This is a genomic window from Stenotrophomonas sp. HMSC10F06, from assembly GCF_001807865.1.
GTDB classification, from domain to species: Bacteria; Pseudomonadota; Gammaproteobacteria; order Xanthomonadales; family Xanthomonadaceae; genus Stenotrophomonas; species Stenotrophomonas bentonitica_A.
In genome coordinates this window covers 4,345-20,524 of sequence record NZ_KV791302.1, presented here as the reverse complement: position 1 = coordinate 20,524, position 16,180 = coordinate 4,345, and the positions used below count along the sequence as shown (strand labels likewise).

The 16,180-nt window shown below is 67.4% G+C and carries 10 protein-coding genes, 1 tRNA gene and 1 pseudogene; 7 read left to right on the top strand and 5 right to left on the bottom strand.

The genetic code is table 11. The features are described from left to right. Nucleotides 1-42 precede the first annotated feature (42 nt). Nucleotides 43-921 carry a tetratricopeptide repeat protein gene (locus HMPREF3113_RS15085; protein ID WP_070473723.1) on the bottom strand — a complete coding sequence of 293 codons (879 nt, stop codon included), beginning with the start codon at nt 919-921 and terminating at the stop codon, nt 43-45. 368 nt (nt 922-1,289) lie between these two features. On the opposite strand from HMPREF3113_RS15085, the gene asnB reads away from it, so the two are divergent. Together asnB and HMPREF3113_RS15075 are read left to right on the top strand one after the other, a co-directional pair. Beyond that, nucleotides 1,290-2,981: an asparagine synthase B gene (gene asnB, locus HMPREF3113_RS15080; protein WP_070473721.1), complete on the top strand. Its 1,692-nt coding sequence runs from the start codon at nt 1,290-1,292 to the stop codon at nt 2,979-2,981. 88 nt (nt 2,982-3,069) lie between these two features. Further along, nucleotides 3,070-4,448 (top strand): annotated as a pseudogene (locus HMPREF3113_RS15075) (cation:proton antiporter). 30 nt (nt 4,449-4,478) lie between these two features. Here HMPREF3113_RS15075 and HMPREF3113_RS15070 read toward each other — a convergent pair. Further along, nucleotides 4,479-6,827: a penicillin acylase family protein gene (locus tag HMPREF3113_RS15070; protein ID WP_070473718.1), complete on the bottom strand. Its 2,349-nt coding sequence runs from the start codon at nt 6,825-6,827 to the stop codon at nt 4,479-4,481. A 153-nt stretch (nt 6,828-6,980) separates the two neighbouring features. On the opposite strand from HMPREF3113_RS15070, the gene bfr reads away from it, so the two are divergent. Continuing rightward, entirely contained in the window at nt 6,981-7,469 is a 489-nt protein-coding gene (bfr, locus tag HMPREF3113_RS15065; RefSeq protein WP_019184377.1) for a bacterioferritin, read from the top strand. A gap of 246 nt (nt 7,470-7,715) precedes the next feature. On the opposite strand, the gene parC is transcribed toward bfr, so the two are convergent. Beyond that, entirely contained in the window at nt 7,716-9,959 is a 2,244-nt protein-coding gene (gene parC, locus HMPREF3113_RS15060; protein WP_070426953.1) for a DNA topoisomerase IV subunit A, read from the bottom strand. Nucleotides 9,960-10,017: 58 nt separating this feature from the next. Next, entirely contained in the window at nt 10,018-10,896 is an 879-nt protein-coding gene (locus HMPREF3113_RS15055; protein WP_046272034.1) for an AraC family transcriptional regulator, read from the bottom strand. 143 nt (nt 10,897-11,039) lie between these two features. Between HMPREF3113_RS15055 and HMPREF3113_RS15050 the strand changes: the two genes are divergently transcribed. From HMPREF3113_RS15050 to HMPREF3113_RS15035, 4 genes are read left to right on the top strand one after another with little or no spacing between them, the layout of a single operon-like run. After that, nucleotides 11,040-11,483, top strand: coding sequence for a MarR family winged helix-turn-helix transcriptional regulator (locus HMPREF3113_RS15050; RefSeq protein WP_019184373.1), 444 nt, complete (start codon nt 11,040-11,042; stop codon nt 11,481-11,483). A gap of 5 nt (nt 11,484-11,488) precedes the next feature. After that, nucleotides 11,489-12,973 (top strand): efflux transporter outer membrane subunit, encoded by a 1,485-nt coding sequence (locus tag HMPREF3113_RS15045; RefSeq protein ID WP_070473716.1) that lies wholly within the window; start codon nt 11,489-11,491, stop codon nt 12,971-12,973. Nucleotides 12,974-12,984: 11 nt separating this feature from the next. Next, nucleotides 12,985-14,166 (top strand): multidrug efflux MFS transporter periplasmic adaptor subunit EmrA, encoded by a 1,182-nt coding sequence (gene emrA, locus HMPREF3113_RS15040; protein WP_046272032.1) that lies wholly within the window; start codon nt 12,985-12,987, stop codon nt 14,164-14,166. Between the two features lie 7 nt (nt 14,167-14,173). Beyond that, nucleotides 14,174-15,745: a DHA2 family efflux MFS transporter permease subunit gene (locus tag HMPREF3113_RS15035; protein ID WP_019184370.1), complete on the top strand. Its 1,572-nt coding sequence runs from the start codon at nt 14,174-14,176 to the stop codon at nt 15,743-15,745. A gap of 154 nt (nt 15,746-15,899) precedes the next feature. Here HMPREF3113_RS15035 and HMPREF3113_RS15030 read toward each other — a convergent pair. Next, nucleotides 15,900-15,986, bottom strand: a tRNA-Leu gene (locus tag HMPREF3113_RS15030). Nucleotides 15,987-16,180 lie beyond the last annotated feature (194 nt).

Sequence of the window (16,180 nt, the reverse complement as noted above, 5' to 3'; positions counted from 1 at the left end):
GTGCAGCCGACCAACGGTCGGCTCTACCGGGTGGTTATCCTGTCAGTCGAAGGTCCAGAACGGGGCTTTGATCCGGTCGCGCCAATACGTCTCCCCGGCCGGGTAGAACTTCTGCGCAGACGCCTTCGCGAACCAGCCGGCGGCTGCGTCCAGATCGCGCGTTACGCCGGCGCGGCCACGGCCCAGCAGCAGGCCGCTGAAATACTGCCCGTACACATTGCCCTGGTCGGCGGCCAGCCGGTACCAGCGCAGCGCTGCCACGCCATCGCGCGGCAGGCCCATGCCGAGTTCGTAGATGGCGCCCAGATCCACCTGGGCGTCGGCATCGCCGCGCTGGGCACGTCGCTGGATCTCGGCGACCAGCGGATGCACGGTGCCATCCGGCTGCGCTGCGATCGCCTGTGGCAGTCGCGAGGATTCGGACGGCATGTGATGGTAGATCGTCGCGCGCAGGTCCCAGCGCAGCGCGCTGGCCGCGTCACCGTGGTCGCGATGGAACTTGGCCAGCATCAGCATCGCCATCGGGTTGCCGTGCCCGGCAGCGGCGCGATACCAGCGCTCTGCCTTGCGCGGTGAGGCGCGCAGGGCAGTGCCCTGGCGGATGTTCGGGCCGGTGCCATGCAGCAGCTCACCGTGGGTCCAGATCCTGCCCAGGGCCTCTTCGGCCTGCGGGTTGTGGAAGGTCCACGGGGTGACGGCTGCCGCACGCTCGTACCAGCCCACGGCACGCGGGTCGTTGAAGGTTTCAAAGATCCTGGCTGCCTCCCAGGCACTGTCGAAGCTGCCATCGGCCGCCTTGGCCTCGACCGACTGCACGATGCTCGCAGGCGTCCGTGCAGGGGTGCTGCTGCAGGCAATCATGGAAAGGGCCAGGGCGATGCCGCCCAGGCGTGTAGCGATGCGTCCAATGCGAGGGGTCATGCCAGCCGGATGGTGCAGAGGGACCGTGATTATCGCGCGGCCCCGAAGCGCCGGGTTGTCCGCGGCGGCCTGTTTGGTTGCCATCGCAACAGTTGCGCCGCTGTCAAAACCCGGTTACGGTCGGTCCATGTCCTCGTTCCCGGCCACCGCTGTCAGCAATACCAACCGCAATAATCTGCGCGCGAATAATCGTGCGCGGCCGATGCGGGACTGCGACCAGGGCTAGTACAAGCAACACGCCCGGACCCCAGAAAACCCGCATCGACCGATGCGGGTTTTTTTGTGGCCCGGGTTTACCCCTTCCGGGCCTGGGTGGCCGGTCGAATGCCTGCAATACGTGTATTCCCCCATCATCAGGAGCTGTTCCCATGTGTTCGATCTTCGGTATTTTCGGCCTGCAGGCCGGCGACGACCTCACCGCATTGCGCCGCCACGCGCTGGACCTCTCGCAGCGGCAGCGCCATCGTGGCCCGGACTGGAGCGGGGTGTACGTCGATGACGGCGCCATCCTGGTCCACGAGCGCCTGGCCATCGTGGACCCGGCCGGCGGTTCGCAGCCGCTGCTCTCCGAAGACGGCGGCCTGGCGCTGGCGGTCAACGGCGAGATCTACAACCACCGCGAACTGAAGGCCGAGCTGGCCCAGCCCTACGCCTTCCAGACCGGCTCGGACTGCGAGGTGATCAACGCTCTGTACCGCGAAGACAGCCCGACCTCGTTCCTGAACCGCCTCAACGGCATCTTCGCCTTCGCCTTGTGGGACCGTGCCGCGCAGCGCGTGCTGATCGCCCGTGATCCGATCGGCGTGGTGCCGCTGTACTGGGGCCACGACAAGGGTGGCCGGCTGGTGGTGGCCTCCGAACTGAAGTCGCTGGTGGACATCTGCGCCGACGCGGCGCAGTTCCCGCCGGGCCACTGGTACGACAGCGCCACCGACACCCTGACCCGCTACTACGAGCGCCCGTGGCGCGACTACGACGCGGTCGAAGGCGTCGAGGCCGACCGGGTCGAGCTGCGTGAGGCCTTCGAGCGCGCGGTACACCGCCAGCTGATGACCGATGTGCCCTATGGCGTGCTGCTCTCCGGCGGCCTGGATTCGTCGCTGGTGGCCGCGGTGGCCGCACGCTATGCCCGCCACCGCGTTGAGGATGGCGACCAGAGCGAAGCGTGGTGGCCGCGCCTGCATTCCTTCGCGATCGGCCTGAAGGGCTCGCCCGACCTGGCCGCCGCGGCGATCGCGGCCGAAGCACTGGGCACCGTGCATCACGGCTTCGAGTACACCTTCGAAGAAGGCCTGGACGCACTGCCGGAAGTGATCCGCCACGTGGAAACCTATGACGTCACCACGATCCGCGCCTCCACCCCGATGTTCCTGCTGGCCCGCCGGATCAAGGCGATGGGAGTGAAGATGGTGCTGTCCGGCGAAGGCAGCGATGAGATCTTCGGTGGCTACCTGTACTTCCACAAAGCCCCCAACGCGCGTGAGTTCCATGAAGAACTGGTGCGCAAGCTGGACGCGCTCAACAACTACGACTGCCTGCGCGCCAACAAGTCGATGATGGCCTGGGGCGTGGAGCCGCGCGTGCCGTTCCTGGACCGCGAGTTCCTCGATGTGGCGATGCGCATCGATGCCAGGCACAAGATGGTCGGGCAGGGCCCCGCCGGTGCACGCCGGATCGAGAAGGCGGTGCTGCGCGAGGCCTTCGAAGGGTACCTGCCGGACTCGATCCTGTGGCGCCAGAAGGAACAGTTCAGCGATGGTGTCGGCTACGGCTGGATCGACGGACTCAAGGCGCATGCCGAAGCCCAGGTCAGTGACCGGGTGATGGCCGCGGCGGACAAGCGCTTCGTGCACAACCCGCCGCAGACCAAGGAAGCCTACTTCTACCGCCACGTGTTCGAGCAGTACTTCCCGACCCAGGCGGCGGCGGAAACGGTGCCGGGTGGCAAGTCGATCGCATGCTCCTCGCCGGCGGCCATCGCCTGGGATGCCAGCTTCGCGGCGATGGCCGATCCCTCCGGACGCGCCATCGCCGGTGTGCACGAGCAGGCGCTGGCCTGATCGCGGTGCCACGCCGCCGCGTCGATCGCGGTGGTGTGGCACCGCGTGCAGCCCGTAGAATCGCCCCTTCAATCGATGGGGATCGATCATGGACTCTGACACCACCGGCATGCGCCGGAGCGGGCTGGCCTGGCGTTATCTGGGCTGGGTGGCGCTGCCCCTGTTGATCGGCCTGGGCCTGGCACGGTTTGCCGGTCCGGCCGTCTCGGCACAGGTGGCCCGTGCCGAGGCGTCGCTGGGGGCCGACTGGGCCGCGCACCTGCATGCGCCGCTCGGTCTGTTCCTGCTGCAGTTGCTGGTTCTGCTGCTGGTTGCCAAGGGTGCGGGGTGGCTGTTCCGCCGGCTGGGTCAACCCGGGGTGATCGGGGAAATGGCGGGCGGTCTGATGATGGGGCCGCTGGTGCTTGGGGCCGTGCTGCCCCAGGTGCATGGCGTGCTGTTCCCGGCGCCTCCCTCGGCTCGCTCGGCCTGCTCAGCCAGCTTGGCGTGCTGATGTTCCTGCTGGTGGCGGGGGCGGAACTGGATCTGGGCGGATTGCGAGGGCGTCGTCGTTTCGCTTTCGTGGTCAGCCACGCCGGCATCGCCGTGCCGTTCGTGCTCGGCGTGCTGTTGGCGATCTGGCTGTATGGCGCACACGCACCGCCCGGCGTGGGTTTCACCGGTTTCGCCCTGTTCGTCGGTATTTCATTGAGCATCACGGCCTTCCCGGTGCTGCTGCGCATCCTTGCCGACCGCGGCTTGACCGGTACACCACTCGGCCAGACCGCGATCGCCTGCGCCGCCCTCGGCGATGCCACCGCGTGGTGCCTGCTGGCGCTGATCGTGGCCGCCGCGCAGTCGCAGGGCTGGGTGCCGGCCACGATCAACCTGGTCTGCGTGGTCGCCTTCGTCGCACTGATGCTGGGGGTGGTGCGGCCGTGGTTCTCGCGCCTGGTGATCGCACCGGGCCAGGAAGGACGCTGGCTGCTGATCATGTTGCTGATGGCGCTGGGCTGCGCGCTGGTCACCGAGATGCTGGGCATCCATGCGCTGTTCGGCGCGTTCGCGGCCGGCGTCGCGGTGTCCGGCAACGCGACGCTGCGGCACACCGTGGCCGAGCGCGTGGAGCCGTTCGCCGTCACGCTGCTGCTGCCGTTGTTCTTCGCGATGACCGGCCTGCGCATGCGCGCCGACGCCTTGCAGGCCAGCGACCTGGTGTTGTGCCTGATCGTGATCGTGGTCGCCACGCTGGGCAAGCTGATCGGCACCTGGAGCGCAGCGCGCAGTGCCGGCATGGACAACCATGACGCGTGGAGACTGGGGGCGCTGATGAACACCCGTGGCCTGATGGAGCTGATCGTGCTCAACCTGGGCTACGAACTGGGCTTCCTTGGCGACCGCCTGTTCGCCGTGCTGGTGATCATGGCGCTGGTGACCACCGCCATGACCGGGCCGTTGTTGAACCTGATCGAGCGTTGCCGGCGCTGAGGCGGGCGGCATGCGGTGCCACCTCGCGTGTCACTCCCGCGCCGGCACCAACGTGAGGGTATGCACCGTCGTGCCGGGGAGGAACGGCGTCGGCCTACCGTTGACCCAGTCCTCGTGTCCCGCGCCCCAGAACGGTGACAGCGGGTGACCGCTCTGCCCACCGGGCATGTGGATCCATCCCTCGGCCTCGTGCCCGGGTGACACCACCATGCGCTGCGAGGCGCCAAACGCGGGGCCCTGCACGCGGGGCATGTCGCGGTCGCCGGGCAGGCGGTCGGCCGGCATGCACAGCCATGACCGGGCAAAGGCGGGCAGGGCGCGACTGACCGGGTGACAGATCGCGGCGGTATTGCGTTCGCCCCAGGTACGCGCGTCGAGCGGGCCTTGACTGCTCAGGTCTGCTTCCAGCGCCCTGGCGGTATCGACCAGCAGTGCATCCCAACTGGAATAGGGGGGCGGCAGCAGATGCGCGGGACGTTCGCTCACCAGCGGCCACAACACGCCCTCGAACTGCCCCAGTCGTGGCTCCAGATAGTCCTCCCCGAGCTGTGCTTTCGCCGGGGCGAGCAGGCCTTCGCCAACGCGGTCGATCAGCATGCCGCGGAAACCGCGGGTGACCCGGTAGCTGACCGAGTCCACCCCCGCACGGCCGTCCCACCGCCGGGTTGCGACCTCAAGCCGCTGCAGGGCAGGGTCGTCGCTGGTGGTGACGACCTCGCGCAGCAGATGCCACCAGCGCGTGAGCAACAGGGCGCGATCGTCGAGCTGGATCGCCAGCAGGTCTGCCTCGGTGAAGCGCTCTTTCGCCAGCAGGCCATCGCGGATCTGCCGCCCGCGTGCGCCCAGGTCGTAGCCACCGTTCCCGGCAATGGCCAGGGCGTCCCCATCGAGCACGCGGCCGTTGGCGGTCCACAGCCGATGCGTGGGGGGATCGACCAATGCGGGCGCGCCATCGCTGCGGATTGGCCACGGCGCACAGCGTGCAGGCGCGGTGGCGGTGTTGCCGTTCGGCGGGCAGTCCGCAGCACGGTCAGGGCGTGTGCCGATCAACCGCCAGGCGATGCGACCGCTGCGGTCGGCGAGCACCAGGTTCTGCGCGGGAATGCCGCTGCGGTCGGCCACCTCGAACGCCTCGTCAAGCGTCGCCGCGCGCGCCATCTCGGCGAAGTCCAGGCGCACCGCACCGGGGAGTTGTGCCGTCCAGCGCAGTGCCTCGCCACTGCCGTCCTGCCGCGTGTGCAGCACCGGACCCCAGGCGGTCTCGCGCACGCGCAACGTCACCGGTGCCTGGCCGGCGACGCGGATACGCTCCTCGTGCGTGGTGATGCCCGCCGCATTGGCGGGTACGCTGCGGAAATCGGCCGTGTCGATGTAACTGTTGGTGAAGCCCCAGGCCACGTGTCCATTACTGCCCACCACGATGGCCGGCAGGCCGGGCAGCGAGAAGCCACTGACATCGACGCGGCCGTCGGGAGCCTGTGCATCGGGATAGCGCAGCCGTACCCGGAACCAGAGATTGGGCGCGCGCAGTCCCAGGTGCATATCGTCGGCGACGATGGCGCGACCGTCCGCGGTCAGTGCACCGGCCACGGCGAAGTTGTTGCTGCCCAGCACGTCGGGATCCAGATGACCTGCCGTGACGGCACCGGTGGTCTGCGCCGGATCGGCCCGCCGGAGATCGAGGACGGCGGCCTCCGGTAACCGGGCGTTGCCGCGCGCTTCGCCAAACAGCGGCGCATCCCATTCGCTGCCATCGTGGCTGAGCAGGGCATACAGCGCCGGTGGCACCATCGCACGGATCCGCGCCATCGCCAGTTCGTTCTGATTGGTGGGGTCCTGCAGGTCGGCATACATCGCCAGCCCGGTCAGCACGCTGTCTTCGGCGCGCCACGGTGCCGGCGCCTGGCGCAGCAGCAGATACGGCCAAGGGCGTACCCGAAGCTCGGCGACACCCTGGTTGATGCCCTCCACATAGGCCTGCAGGGCGCCGGCACTGCTGCCCGTGGCAACCTCCAGGTGGGCTCTGGTGCGCGCCCGCAGCCGGTGCACACGCATGCGCTTGTCCATCTCGATCGCCGCCGGGCCGAACAGCTCGGCCAGCTCGCCAGCGGCGGTACGGCGCATCAGGTCCATCTCGAAATAGCGCTCCTGCGCATGCACCAGACCCAGCGCCCGCATCGCATCGGCCTGGCTTGCCGCGTCGATGGTGACCACGCCCAAGGCATCCCGGGTCATGCTCACCGGCGCCTGCAGCCCGGCCATGGCCTGCTCGCCTTCCAGGGCGGGGAGACTGCCGCGCAGCAGCCACCACACCGTGAACACCGCCGCCAGCGCCAGGATCAGCACGCCCCAGAGCAACCGCTTCAGCCAGTGCCGCATCCTGCGCATCCCCGTGTAGGTAGGGCTTGATTGTAGGGGAGGCGTGAACGCCCTGTGCACGGCTACCGAAGCGCAACTGCAACTGATTCCGATTAGACCACCGGATTTTCAGATAGGGCACCATGCGCGCATTGATTCATCAGGAGCACCCCCATGAAAGGCAACCCGGACGTCATCGCCTGCTTGAAGGAACTGCTGCGCGGCGAGTTGGCCGCGCGCGACCAGTACTTCATCCACTCGCGCCGCTACGAAGACCAGGGCCTGTTCGCGCTCTATGAGCGCCTCAACCACGAGATGGAAGAGGAGACCCAGCACGCCGATGCGCTGCTGCGTCGCATCCTCTTCCTCGGCGGCGATCCGGACATGCGCCCGCATGTGTTCGAGCCCGGCGTGACCGTGGAAGAGATGCTGCAGAAGGACCTGGATACCGAATACAGCGTCCGCGACAACCTGGCCGCCGGCATGAAGCTGTGCGAACAGCATCAGGACTACGTCAGTCGCGACATGCTGCTGGTGCAGTTGAAGGACACCGAAGAAGACCACGCCTGGTGGCTGGAGCAGCAGCTGGGCCTGATCAAGCGCATCGGCCTGGCGCTGTACCAGACCAGCAAGATGGATGCGAAGGGCACGGCCGCGCACTGAGCGGGTGTGTTGGGGTATTCCGGGGAGCCGGCCAGCGGCCGGCACTACCGGTGCCACGGTATCGGGTTCTGCGCGCCAGCCAGCCTTCGCCAGCACGCCGCATCGAACCCTCGTCCGCCCGCCAGCATCCGCCAGCCAGCCGACGTTGCACCAAGCAGAAAGGCCGGGGAAACCCGGCCTTTTCTGTGGGCGAAAAAAAACGGCCGGGTTTCCCCGGCCGTTCCGATTCACATCGACGCTGGGACCTTACTCCACCGCCAGCCCCTCCACCTTCTGCCAGCCACGCGGCAGCAGGTGGCCACGGGTGGCGCGGGTGCCCAGGTAGGTGTCCAGATCCTTGAACGACAGGTTCATCGTGCGCTGGCCGCTGCGCACCAGCAGCGTGTTGCCCGGCGCCACCGAGACCACTGCGACCACGCGCTCGGTGGCGAGCTTGGCCTTGGGGATGTCGATGATTTTGTTGCCCTTGCCCTTGTCCAGTTCCGGCAGGTCGCTGGCGGCGATGGCCAGCAGGTTGCCCGAGCTGGTCACCGCCACGATGCGGTCGGTTTCCGGGTTGGCGACCACGGCCGGGGTCAGCACCTTGGAGCCGGAGGTCAGGTTGAGCATCGCCTTGCCGGCCTTGTTGCGGCCGGTGAGGTTCTCGAAGCGGGTCACGAAGCCATAGCCGTGCGTGGAGGCCAGCACGAAGCGCGTGTTGTTCTCGCCACTGGCCAGGGTCATGAAGGCGCTGCCCGGGGCCGGCGAGAAGCGACCGGTCAGCGGCTCGCCATTGCCGCGTGCCGAGGGCAGGGTGTGGATCAGGGTCGAATACGCGCGGCCCTCGCTGTCCAGGAACGCCACCTGCTGCGTGCTGCGGGCCCGCACCGAGCCCAGCAGCGCATCGCCATCGCGGTAGGACAGGGTCGACGGGTCCATGTCGTGGCCCTTGGCCGCACGGATCCAGCCCTTCTCCGACAGCACCACCGTCATCGGCTCGCTCGGCACCAGCTCGGTTTCGTCGATGGCCTGCGCTGCGCCACGCTGCACCAGCGGCGAGCGACGGTCATCGCCGAACTTCTTCGCGTCCGCCACCAGCTCATCGCGGATCAGCTTCTTCAGCTTGGCCTTGCTGTCCAGGATGGCCAGGATCTTGTCGCGTTCCTTGGCCAGCTCCTCCTGCTCGCCACGGATCTTCATCTCTTCCAGGCGCGCCAGCTGCTTCAGCTTGGTCTCCAGGATGTACTCGGTCTGCTCCTCGCTCAGCCCGAAGCGCGCGATCAGCGCCGGCTTGGGCTCATCCTCGGTGCGGATGATGTGGATCACTTCATCCAGGTTGAGGAAGGCCACCAGCAGGCCTTCCAACATGTGCAGGCGGCGCTCGACCTTCTGCAGGCGGTGGTTGAGGCGGCGGGTCACGGTGGTGCCACGGAACTGCAGCCACTCGCTGAGCAGGGTCTTGAGGTTCTTGACCTGCGGGCGGCCGTCCAGGCCGATCACGTTGAGGTTGACCCGGTAGCTGCGCTCCAGGTCGGTGGTGGCGAACAGGTGGCCCATCAGCTGTTCGGCGTCCACGCGGTTGGAGCGCGGCACCAGCACCACGCGCACCGGGTTGGCGTGGTCGGACTCATCGCGAATGTCTTCCAGCCACGGCAGCTTCTTGGCGCGCATCTGCGCGGCGATCTGCTCGATCACCTTCGAAGGCGACACCTGGAACGGCAGCGCGTTGACTACGATGTTGCCGTTCTCCTTCAGGAAGGTGGAACGCGCGCGCACGCTGCCGTAGCCGGTTTCGTACATGGTGCGCAGATCGGCGATCGGGGTGATGATCTCGGCGAAGCTCGGGTAATCCGGGCCCTTCACGTGCTCGCACAGCTCGGCGACCGTCGCATCCGGGTCGTCGAGCAGGTGCAGCAGCGCGCTGACGATCTCGTTGAGGTTGTGCGGCGGCACGTCGGTAGCCATGCCCACGGCGATGCCGGTGGTGCCGTTGAGCAGCAGGTGCGGTAGGCGCGCCGGCATCCAGGTCGGCTCTTCCAGCGTGCCGTCGAAGTTCGGGGTCCAGTCGGTGGTGCCCTGGTTGATCTCGCCCAGCAGCACTTCGGCGATCGGGGTCAGCTTGGACTCGGTGTAGCGCATCGCCGCGAACGACTTGGGATCGTCGGTCGAACCAAAGTTGCCCTGGCCTTCGATCAGCGGGTAGCGGTACGAGAACGGCTGGGCCATCAGCACCAGCGCCTCGTAGCACGCGCTGTCGCCGTGCGGATGGTATTTACCGATCACGTCACCGACGGTACGCGCGGACTTCTTCGGCTTGGAGGCGGCATTCAGGCCCAGCTCGCTCATCGCATAGATGATGCGGCGCTGCACCGGCTTGAGACCGTCGCCGAGGAACGGCAATGCGCGGTCGAGCACCACGTACATCGAATAGTCCAGGTACGCCCGTTCGGCGTACTCGCGCAGGGGCAGCTGTTCAAAGCCGTGGAACGCGGGGCGGGCAAGATCGGTCATGCGGGATTGTTACCTGTGGCAAGGGACGGCGACGGCTGTCGCCCTCGCAGGCGGACGATTATCCGGATGCGGCCGGGGATGCCAAGCCGCGTGATGGGTTCAGGGGGTGTCCACTGCGTGCCAGATAGCGCCCGGGCGGGCTGCCGAAGTGGCGGCGGAAGACCGTGACGAAGGCGCTGGGGCTGCTGAACCCCAGTTCGTGCGCGATATCGGACACGCTCTGGCCATCGGACAGGCGCCGCAGGCCCTCGGCCAGCCTGGCCTGCTGACGCCACTGCGCGAAGCTGAGCGTGGTTTCATCGCGGAAGTGCCGGGTCAGTGTACGCGGCGAGAGGCCGGCCCACTGCGCCCATTGGTCGAGGCTGCGGCCATCGGCCGGGTTGGCGATCAGCTGCGAGGCGATGCGCAGCAGGCGGCGGTCCTGCGGCATCGGCAGGTGCATGCGCTGGCGCGGGGCATTGCGGATCTCGTCCAGCAGCACCTCGATCATGTGCTGCTGGCGCAGGCTGGGCTCGGCCGCCGGTACCCATTCGGTGACGCGCAGCGCGAGCGCCTGCAGCAGATCGGAGATGGCCACCACGCACGGCGCGTCGGGCAGATCATGGGCCATCGCGGCGCTGACGATCACCCCCCAGCCGCGCAAGGGCCCGCAGATATCCACCGTGTGCGGCTCGCCCGGCGGCATCCAGCCGGCGCAGCCGGGCGGCAGCGACCAGGTGCCATGCCGGGTGCGGACGGTGAGCAGCCCGGCTTCCACGCAGATCAGCTGGGCACGCCGGTGCTGGTGCCAGTCGATCTCCCGGTCCAGCCCACGGGCGCTTTCGATCCGGAAGCCGAGCACTCCCAGCCCGTCATCCCGCTCGAACCAGTCCAGCACCTGGTTGCGGATCATCTGGGTGGCGGCCGTCTCCCGCTCTGGCCTGAAAGTGTTATCCATTGTCCAGATTGTAATACCCGGCCAGTCCAGGCCGCCATTAAGGTAGCCGCCTGCCCATTGTTCTGATTGCTGCAACACAGCATTTGGTTCCAGATTAAATATTTCTATTGAGAAATATATTTTTTGGAAGAGAATGCTCACCCATGATCTGCCCTGATGCCCATCCCCCCAGCTTCGGACTCCTGCTGCGCCAAGTGCGCGATGGACTGGTCCGTCAGCTAGACACGTCGATGGCCGAGGAAAACCTCGGCATTGGCTTCACCCACTATCTCGGCCTGAAGGTGCTCGCGGCGCGTGCCCCGTGTACCGCCAACGAGTTGGCCCAGGCCCTGGACCAGGTACCCAGCGCGGTCACCCGCCTGCTGGACAAGCTGGAAGCCCTGGACTGCGTGCGGCGCGAACCGCATGCCCAGGACCGGCGGGCACTGCAGATCGTGCTGACCGAGCCGGGTCGCCAGTTGTGGGCCCGCCTCAAACAGCGGGGCGACCAGACCATCGACGACGCCATGCGTGATCTGTCTTCGGACGAACGCGCACAGCTGCTTTCCCTCATGACCCGTGTACGCGACTCACTGGTAACGCCATGACTTCCATGTTTGAACGCTCTCATTCACTGCGCCCGCTGCGGCCGGTGCTGGTCTCCGCGCTGGCGCTTGCGCTGGCCGCGTGTGCCAGCAGCCGCGGCCTGGAGCCGCAGGGCCGCCTGCTCGACGCCGACAGCCTGCAGACCCAGCGCACCCTGGCCGCCAACGGCCTGAGCCAGCCCGGCTGGCCGGCCACGGACTGGTGGCGCGCGCTGGGCGACCCCCAGCTCGATGCGCTGATCGCCGAAGGCCTGCAGCGCAATCCTGGCCTGGAGGCGGCCGATGCGCGCCTGCGCCAGGCGCGTGCCCAGATCGGCACCGCGCGTGCCGCACGCCTGCCCAGCCTCTCTGCTTCCGGGGGCTACACCGGTGTGCGCCTGCCCGAATCGATGGTTGGCGATGAACTGGGTGGCAGCTATGCCGGTAGTGGCCAGGCCTACTTGAGCTTCAGCTACGGCATCGACCTGTGGGGCGGCAAGCGCGCCGCCTGGGAAGTGGCCGTGGACAGCGGCCATGCCGCCGAAGTGGACGCCCAGGCCGCGCGCCTGAACCTCTCTGCCGCCATCGCCGAGGCGTACGCGCAGTTGGGCTACGCGTGGAAGCTGCATGACGTGGCCAGCGAAGAACTGGCACGTTCGCAGAAGACCTTGGATCTGACCCGCCAGCGTCGTGCTGCCGGCATCGACAGCGACCTGCAGACCCGCCAGGCCGAAGCGCGCATTCCAGCCGCGCAACAGCAGCAGCAGGCTGCACAGCAGCAGATCGACGAAGCGCGCACCGCGCTCGCCGCGCTGGTCGGGCAGGGCCCGGACCGCGGGCTGCAGATCCAGCGCCCGCAGGTGTTGAACCCGCTGGCGCTGCAGCTGCCCGGCGTGCTGCCCAGCGAACTGCTGGGCCGCCGCCCGGACATCGTCGCCGCGCGCTGGCGCGTGGAAGCGGCCAACCGCCAGATCCACGCGGCCAAGGCTGAGTTCTATCCCAGCCTCAACCTGACCGCCCTTGGCGGCGTGGTCTCCAGTGAAGTGGACCAGCTGCTCAAGAGCGGCTCGACGTTCGCCTTCCTCGGCCCGGCGCTGAGCCTGCCGATCTTCGACGGTGGCCGCCTGCGCGCCAACCTGGGCAAGAGCGACGCGCAGTACGACCTGGCCGTGGCCGACTACAACCAGTCGGTGGTCAACGCGCTGCGCGACGTCGCCGATCAGGTCAACGCGGTGCATTCGCTGGCCGACCAGGCCAGTGCCCAGGCCCAGGCCGTCAGCACCGCGCGCGCCGCCCATGACCTGGCCGAGCAGCGCTACCGCGCCGGCATCGGCAGCTACCTGGACGTGCTCAGTGTCGAAGAGCAGCTGCTGGTCTCCCAGCAGCGGTTGGCCGACCTGCAGTCGCGCCAGATCCTTGTTTCGGTCCGCCTGAGCCAGGCGTTGGGCGGTGGTTTCACCCCGACCAGCGATGCCGCCACGGTCGCCGCCACCCCCGAATCCTCGCATTCCTGAGAGTCATCCCCATGAGTCAGACCTCCGCTCCTGCTGCCGAGAAGGCAGCTCCCTCCCGTCGCGGCAAGCTGCTGCGCGGCCTGCTGGTCATCGTGGTGCTGCTGTTGGCCGCGTTGGCCCTGTGGTACTTCATGTTCGGCCGCTGGTTCGAAGAAACCGACGATGCCTACGTGCAGGGCAACCAGGTCCAGATCACCCCGCTGATCAGCGGCACCGTGGTCGGGATCAACGCCGATGACGGCATGCGTGTCGAGCGCGGCCAGCTGCTGGTCCAGCTGGACCCGGCCGATACCGAAGTCGCCCTGCAGCAGGCTGAAGCCAACCTCGCCAAGACGGTCCGCCAGGTGCGCGGTCTGTACCGCAGCGTGGAAGGTGCGCAGGCCGAATTGAACGCGCGCCAGGTCACCCTCAAGCGCGTGCGCGAGGACTTCAACCGCCGCAAGGATCTGGCCAGCACCGGCGCGATCTCCAACGAAGAACTGGCGCATGCCCGCACCGAACTGGCCGCTGCCGAAGCAGCCGTGGCCGGCTCGCGCGAAACCTTCGAGCGCAGCAATGCGCTGGTGGATGACACCGTGATCGCCACCCAGCCGGACGTACAGGCCGCCGCCGCGCAGCTGCGCCAGGCGTACCTCAACAACGCCCGCGCCGGTATCGTCGCACCGGTCACTGGTTACGTGGCGCGTCGTTCGGTGCAGGTCGGCCAGCGCGTGCAGCCGGGCACTGCCCTGATGGCCGTGGTGCCGACCGAGCAGATGTGGGTGGAAGCGAACTTCAAGGAAACCCAGTTGCGCCACATGCGCCTGGGCCAGGAAGTGGAACTGCGTTCGGACCTGTACGGCGGCGACGTGACCTACAAGGGCCGCATCGACAGCCTGGGCTTGGGCACCGGCTCGGCGTTCTCGCTGCTGCCGGCGCAGAATGCCAGCGGCAACTGGATCAAGATCGTGCAGCGCGTGCCGGTGCGTATCGCCATCGACGCCAAGCAGCTGGCCGAGCATCCGCTGCGCATCGGCCTGTCGATCAAGGCCGAAGTGAGCCTGCGTGACCAGAAGGGCACCGTGCTGCCGACCGAAACCGCCAAGGGCCAAGTGTTCGATACCGACGTCTACGCCAAGCAGCTGCACAGCGCCGACGACGTGATCCACCAGATCATCCAGAGCAACCTGCCGCAGCAGGCCAAGGCGAGCTGAGGCCACCATGTCCGCACAAGCTCCCGCCGCGCCGGGCGCCCCCGCGGCGCCAGGCATGGCCTTCCGGCCGGCCAACGTCGCCCTGTGTACCGCAGGGCTGGCGATGGCCTCGTTCATGCAGGTCCTGGACACCACCATCGCCAACGTCTCGTTGCCGACCATCGCCGGTAATCTCGGTGCCAGTTCGCAGCAGGCCACCTGGGTCATCACCTCGTTCGCGGTCAGCACCGCGATCGCGCTGCCGCTGACCGGTTACCTCAGCCGCCGTTTCGGCGAGACCAAGCTGTTCGTATGGGCCACGCTGGCCTTCACCCTGGCCTCGCTGCTGTGTGGCCTGGCCCAGAGCATGGGCATGCTGGTGGTGTCGCGTGCGATCCAGGGCTTCGTCGCCGGCCCGATGTACCCGATCACGCAGAGCCTTCTGGTTTCGCTATACCCGCGTGAGAAACGCGGGCAGGCGCTGGCGCTGCTGGCGATGATCACCGTGGTCGCGCCGATCGCCGGCCCGATCCTCGGGGGCTGGATCACCGACAACTACAGTTGGGAATGGATCTTCCTGATCAACGTGCCGCTGGGCATCTTCGCCGCGCTGGTGGTGGGCAACCAGCTCAAGGGACGCCCGGAGCACGTTGAAAAGCCGAAGATGGATTACGTCGGCCTGATCACCCTGGTGATCGGCGTGGGCGCGCTGCAGCTGGTGCTCGATCTGGGCAACGACGAAGACTGGTTCAGTTCGACCAAGATCATCGTGCTGGCCTGTGTGTCGGTGGTGGCGTTGGCGGTGTTCCTGATCTGGGAACTGACCGACAAGGACCCGATCGTCGACCTGCGCCTGTTCCGGCATCGCAACTTCCGCGCCGGTACGCTGGCGATGGTGGTGGCGTATGCGGCGTTCTTCAGCGTGGCGCTGCTGATTCCGCAGTGGCTGCAGCGTGACATGGGCTACACCGCGATCTGGGCCGGTCTGGCGACCGCACCGATCGGCGTGCTGCCGGTGATCATGACGCCGTTCGTGGGCAAGTACGCCTCGCGCTTCGACATGCGCATGCTGGCCACGATCGCCTTCATCTTCCTGTCCTTCACCAGCTTCCTGCGCTCGGGGTTCAACCTGCAGGTGGACTTCGGCCACGTGGCCGGCATCCAGCTGATCATGGGTATCGGTGTGGCGCTGTTCTTCATGCCGGTACTGCAGATCCTGCTGTCGGATCTGGACGGTCGCGAGATCGCCGCGGGCTCCGGCCTGGCCACCTTCCTGCGCACGCTGGGCGGCAGCTTCGCCGCTTCGCTGACCACGTGGTTGTGGGCACGCCGTACCCAGGAACACCACGCGCATCTGACCGAACACATCTCCGGCTACACCCCGGGCATGCAGGACCAGGTGACCGCGATGGGGCAGGGCGACCTGCAGCATGGCGCGGCCGCGCTCAACAACATGATCAACCACCAGGCGTCGCAGATGGGCTTCAACGACATCTTCTTCCTGCTGGGCTGGATCTTCCTGGCCATCATCGCCTTCCTGTGGCTGGCCAAGCCGCCGTTCGGCGCAGGCGCGGGTGCCGCCTCGGCCGGTGGGCATTGAGGTGTTCGCGGTAAGCTGAAACGAAAAAACCCCGCTGAAAGGCGGGGTTTTTTTGTGGTTCCTGACCAGCGTGGAATGCGCTCCGTGCCTTTCCGGGCGCGGCGGCCAGAAACGAAAAAACCCGCTTGCGCGGGTTTGATCATTTTCCGAGTCATGGTGCCCAGGAGAGGACTCGAACCTCCACGGAGTTGCCCCCGCTAGCACCTGAAGCTAGTGCGTCTACCAATTCCGCCACCTGGGCGACTCAGGAGGAGAATTCTGCGGGAGAAGCGTGATTGTGTCAACAGGATCGGGTGGAAATTTTTTCGTGCCAGATCGTTCGTCGCGTCATCGCACGTTCGATGCGGCGACCATCGGGCGTCGCGCGTCGGCGCAGGTCAGGGCCGCGCATCGCCGACGCCCGGAAACGAAAAAACCCGCTTGCGCGGGTTTGAT

What these genes read in the sequence shown, in the direction of transcription:
- HMPREF3113_RS15085 (WP_070473723.1), bottom strand. Translation starts at nt 921, where the DNA reads ATGACCCCTCGCATTGGACGCATCGCTACACGCCTGGGCGGCATCGCC.
- asnB (WP_070473721.1), top strand. Translation starts at nt 1,290, where the DNA reads ATGTGTTCGATCTTCGGTATTTTCGGCCTGCAGGCCGGCGACGACCTC.
- HMPREF3113_RS15070 (WP_070473718.1), bottom strand. Translation starts at nt 6,827, where the DNA reads ATGCGGCACTGGCTGAAGCGGTTGCTCTGGGGCGTGCTGATCCTGGCG.
- bfr (WP_019184377.1), top strand. Translation starts at nt 6,981, where the DNA reads ATGAAAGGCAACCCGGACGTCATCGCCTGCTTGAAGGAACTGCTGCGC.
- parC (WP_070426953.1), bottom strand. Translation starts at nt 9,959, where the DNA reads ATGACCGATCTTGCCCGCCCCGCGTTCCACGGCTTTGAACAGCTGCCC.
- HMPREF3113_RS15055 (WP_046272034.1), bottom strand. Translation starts at nt 10,896, where the DNA reads ATGGATAACACTTTCAGGCCAGAGCGGGAGACGGCCGCCACCCAGATG.
- HMPREF3113_RS15050 (WP_019184373.1), top strand. Translation starts at nt 11,040, where the DNA reads ATGATCTGCCCTGATGCCCATCCCCCCAGCTTCGGACTCCTGCTGCGC.
- HMPREF3113_RS15045 (WP_070473716.1), top strand. Translation starts at nt 11,489, where the DNA reads ATGTTTGAACGCTCTCATTCACTGCGCCCGCTGCGGCCGGTGCTGGTC.
- emrA (WP_046272032.1), top strand. Translation starts at nt 12,985, where the DNA reads ATGAGTCAGACCTCCGCTCCTGCTGCCGAGAAGGCAGCTCCCTCCCGT.
- HMPREF3113_RS15035 (WP_019184370.1), top strand. Translation starts at nt 14,174, where the DNA reads ATGTCCGCACAAGCTCCCGCCGCGCCGGGCGCCCCCGCGGCGCCAGGC.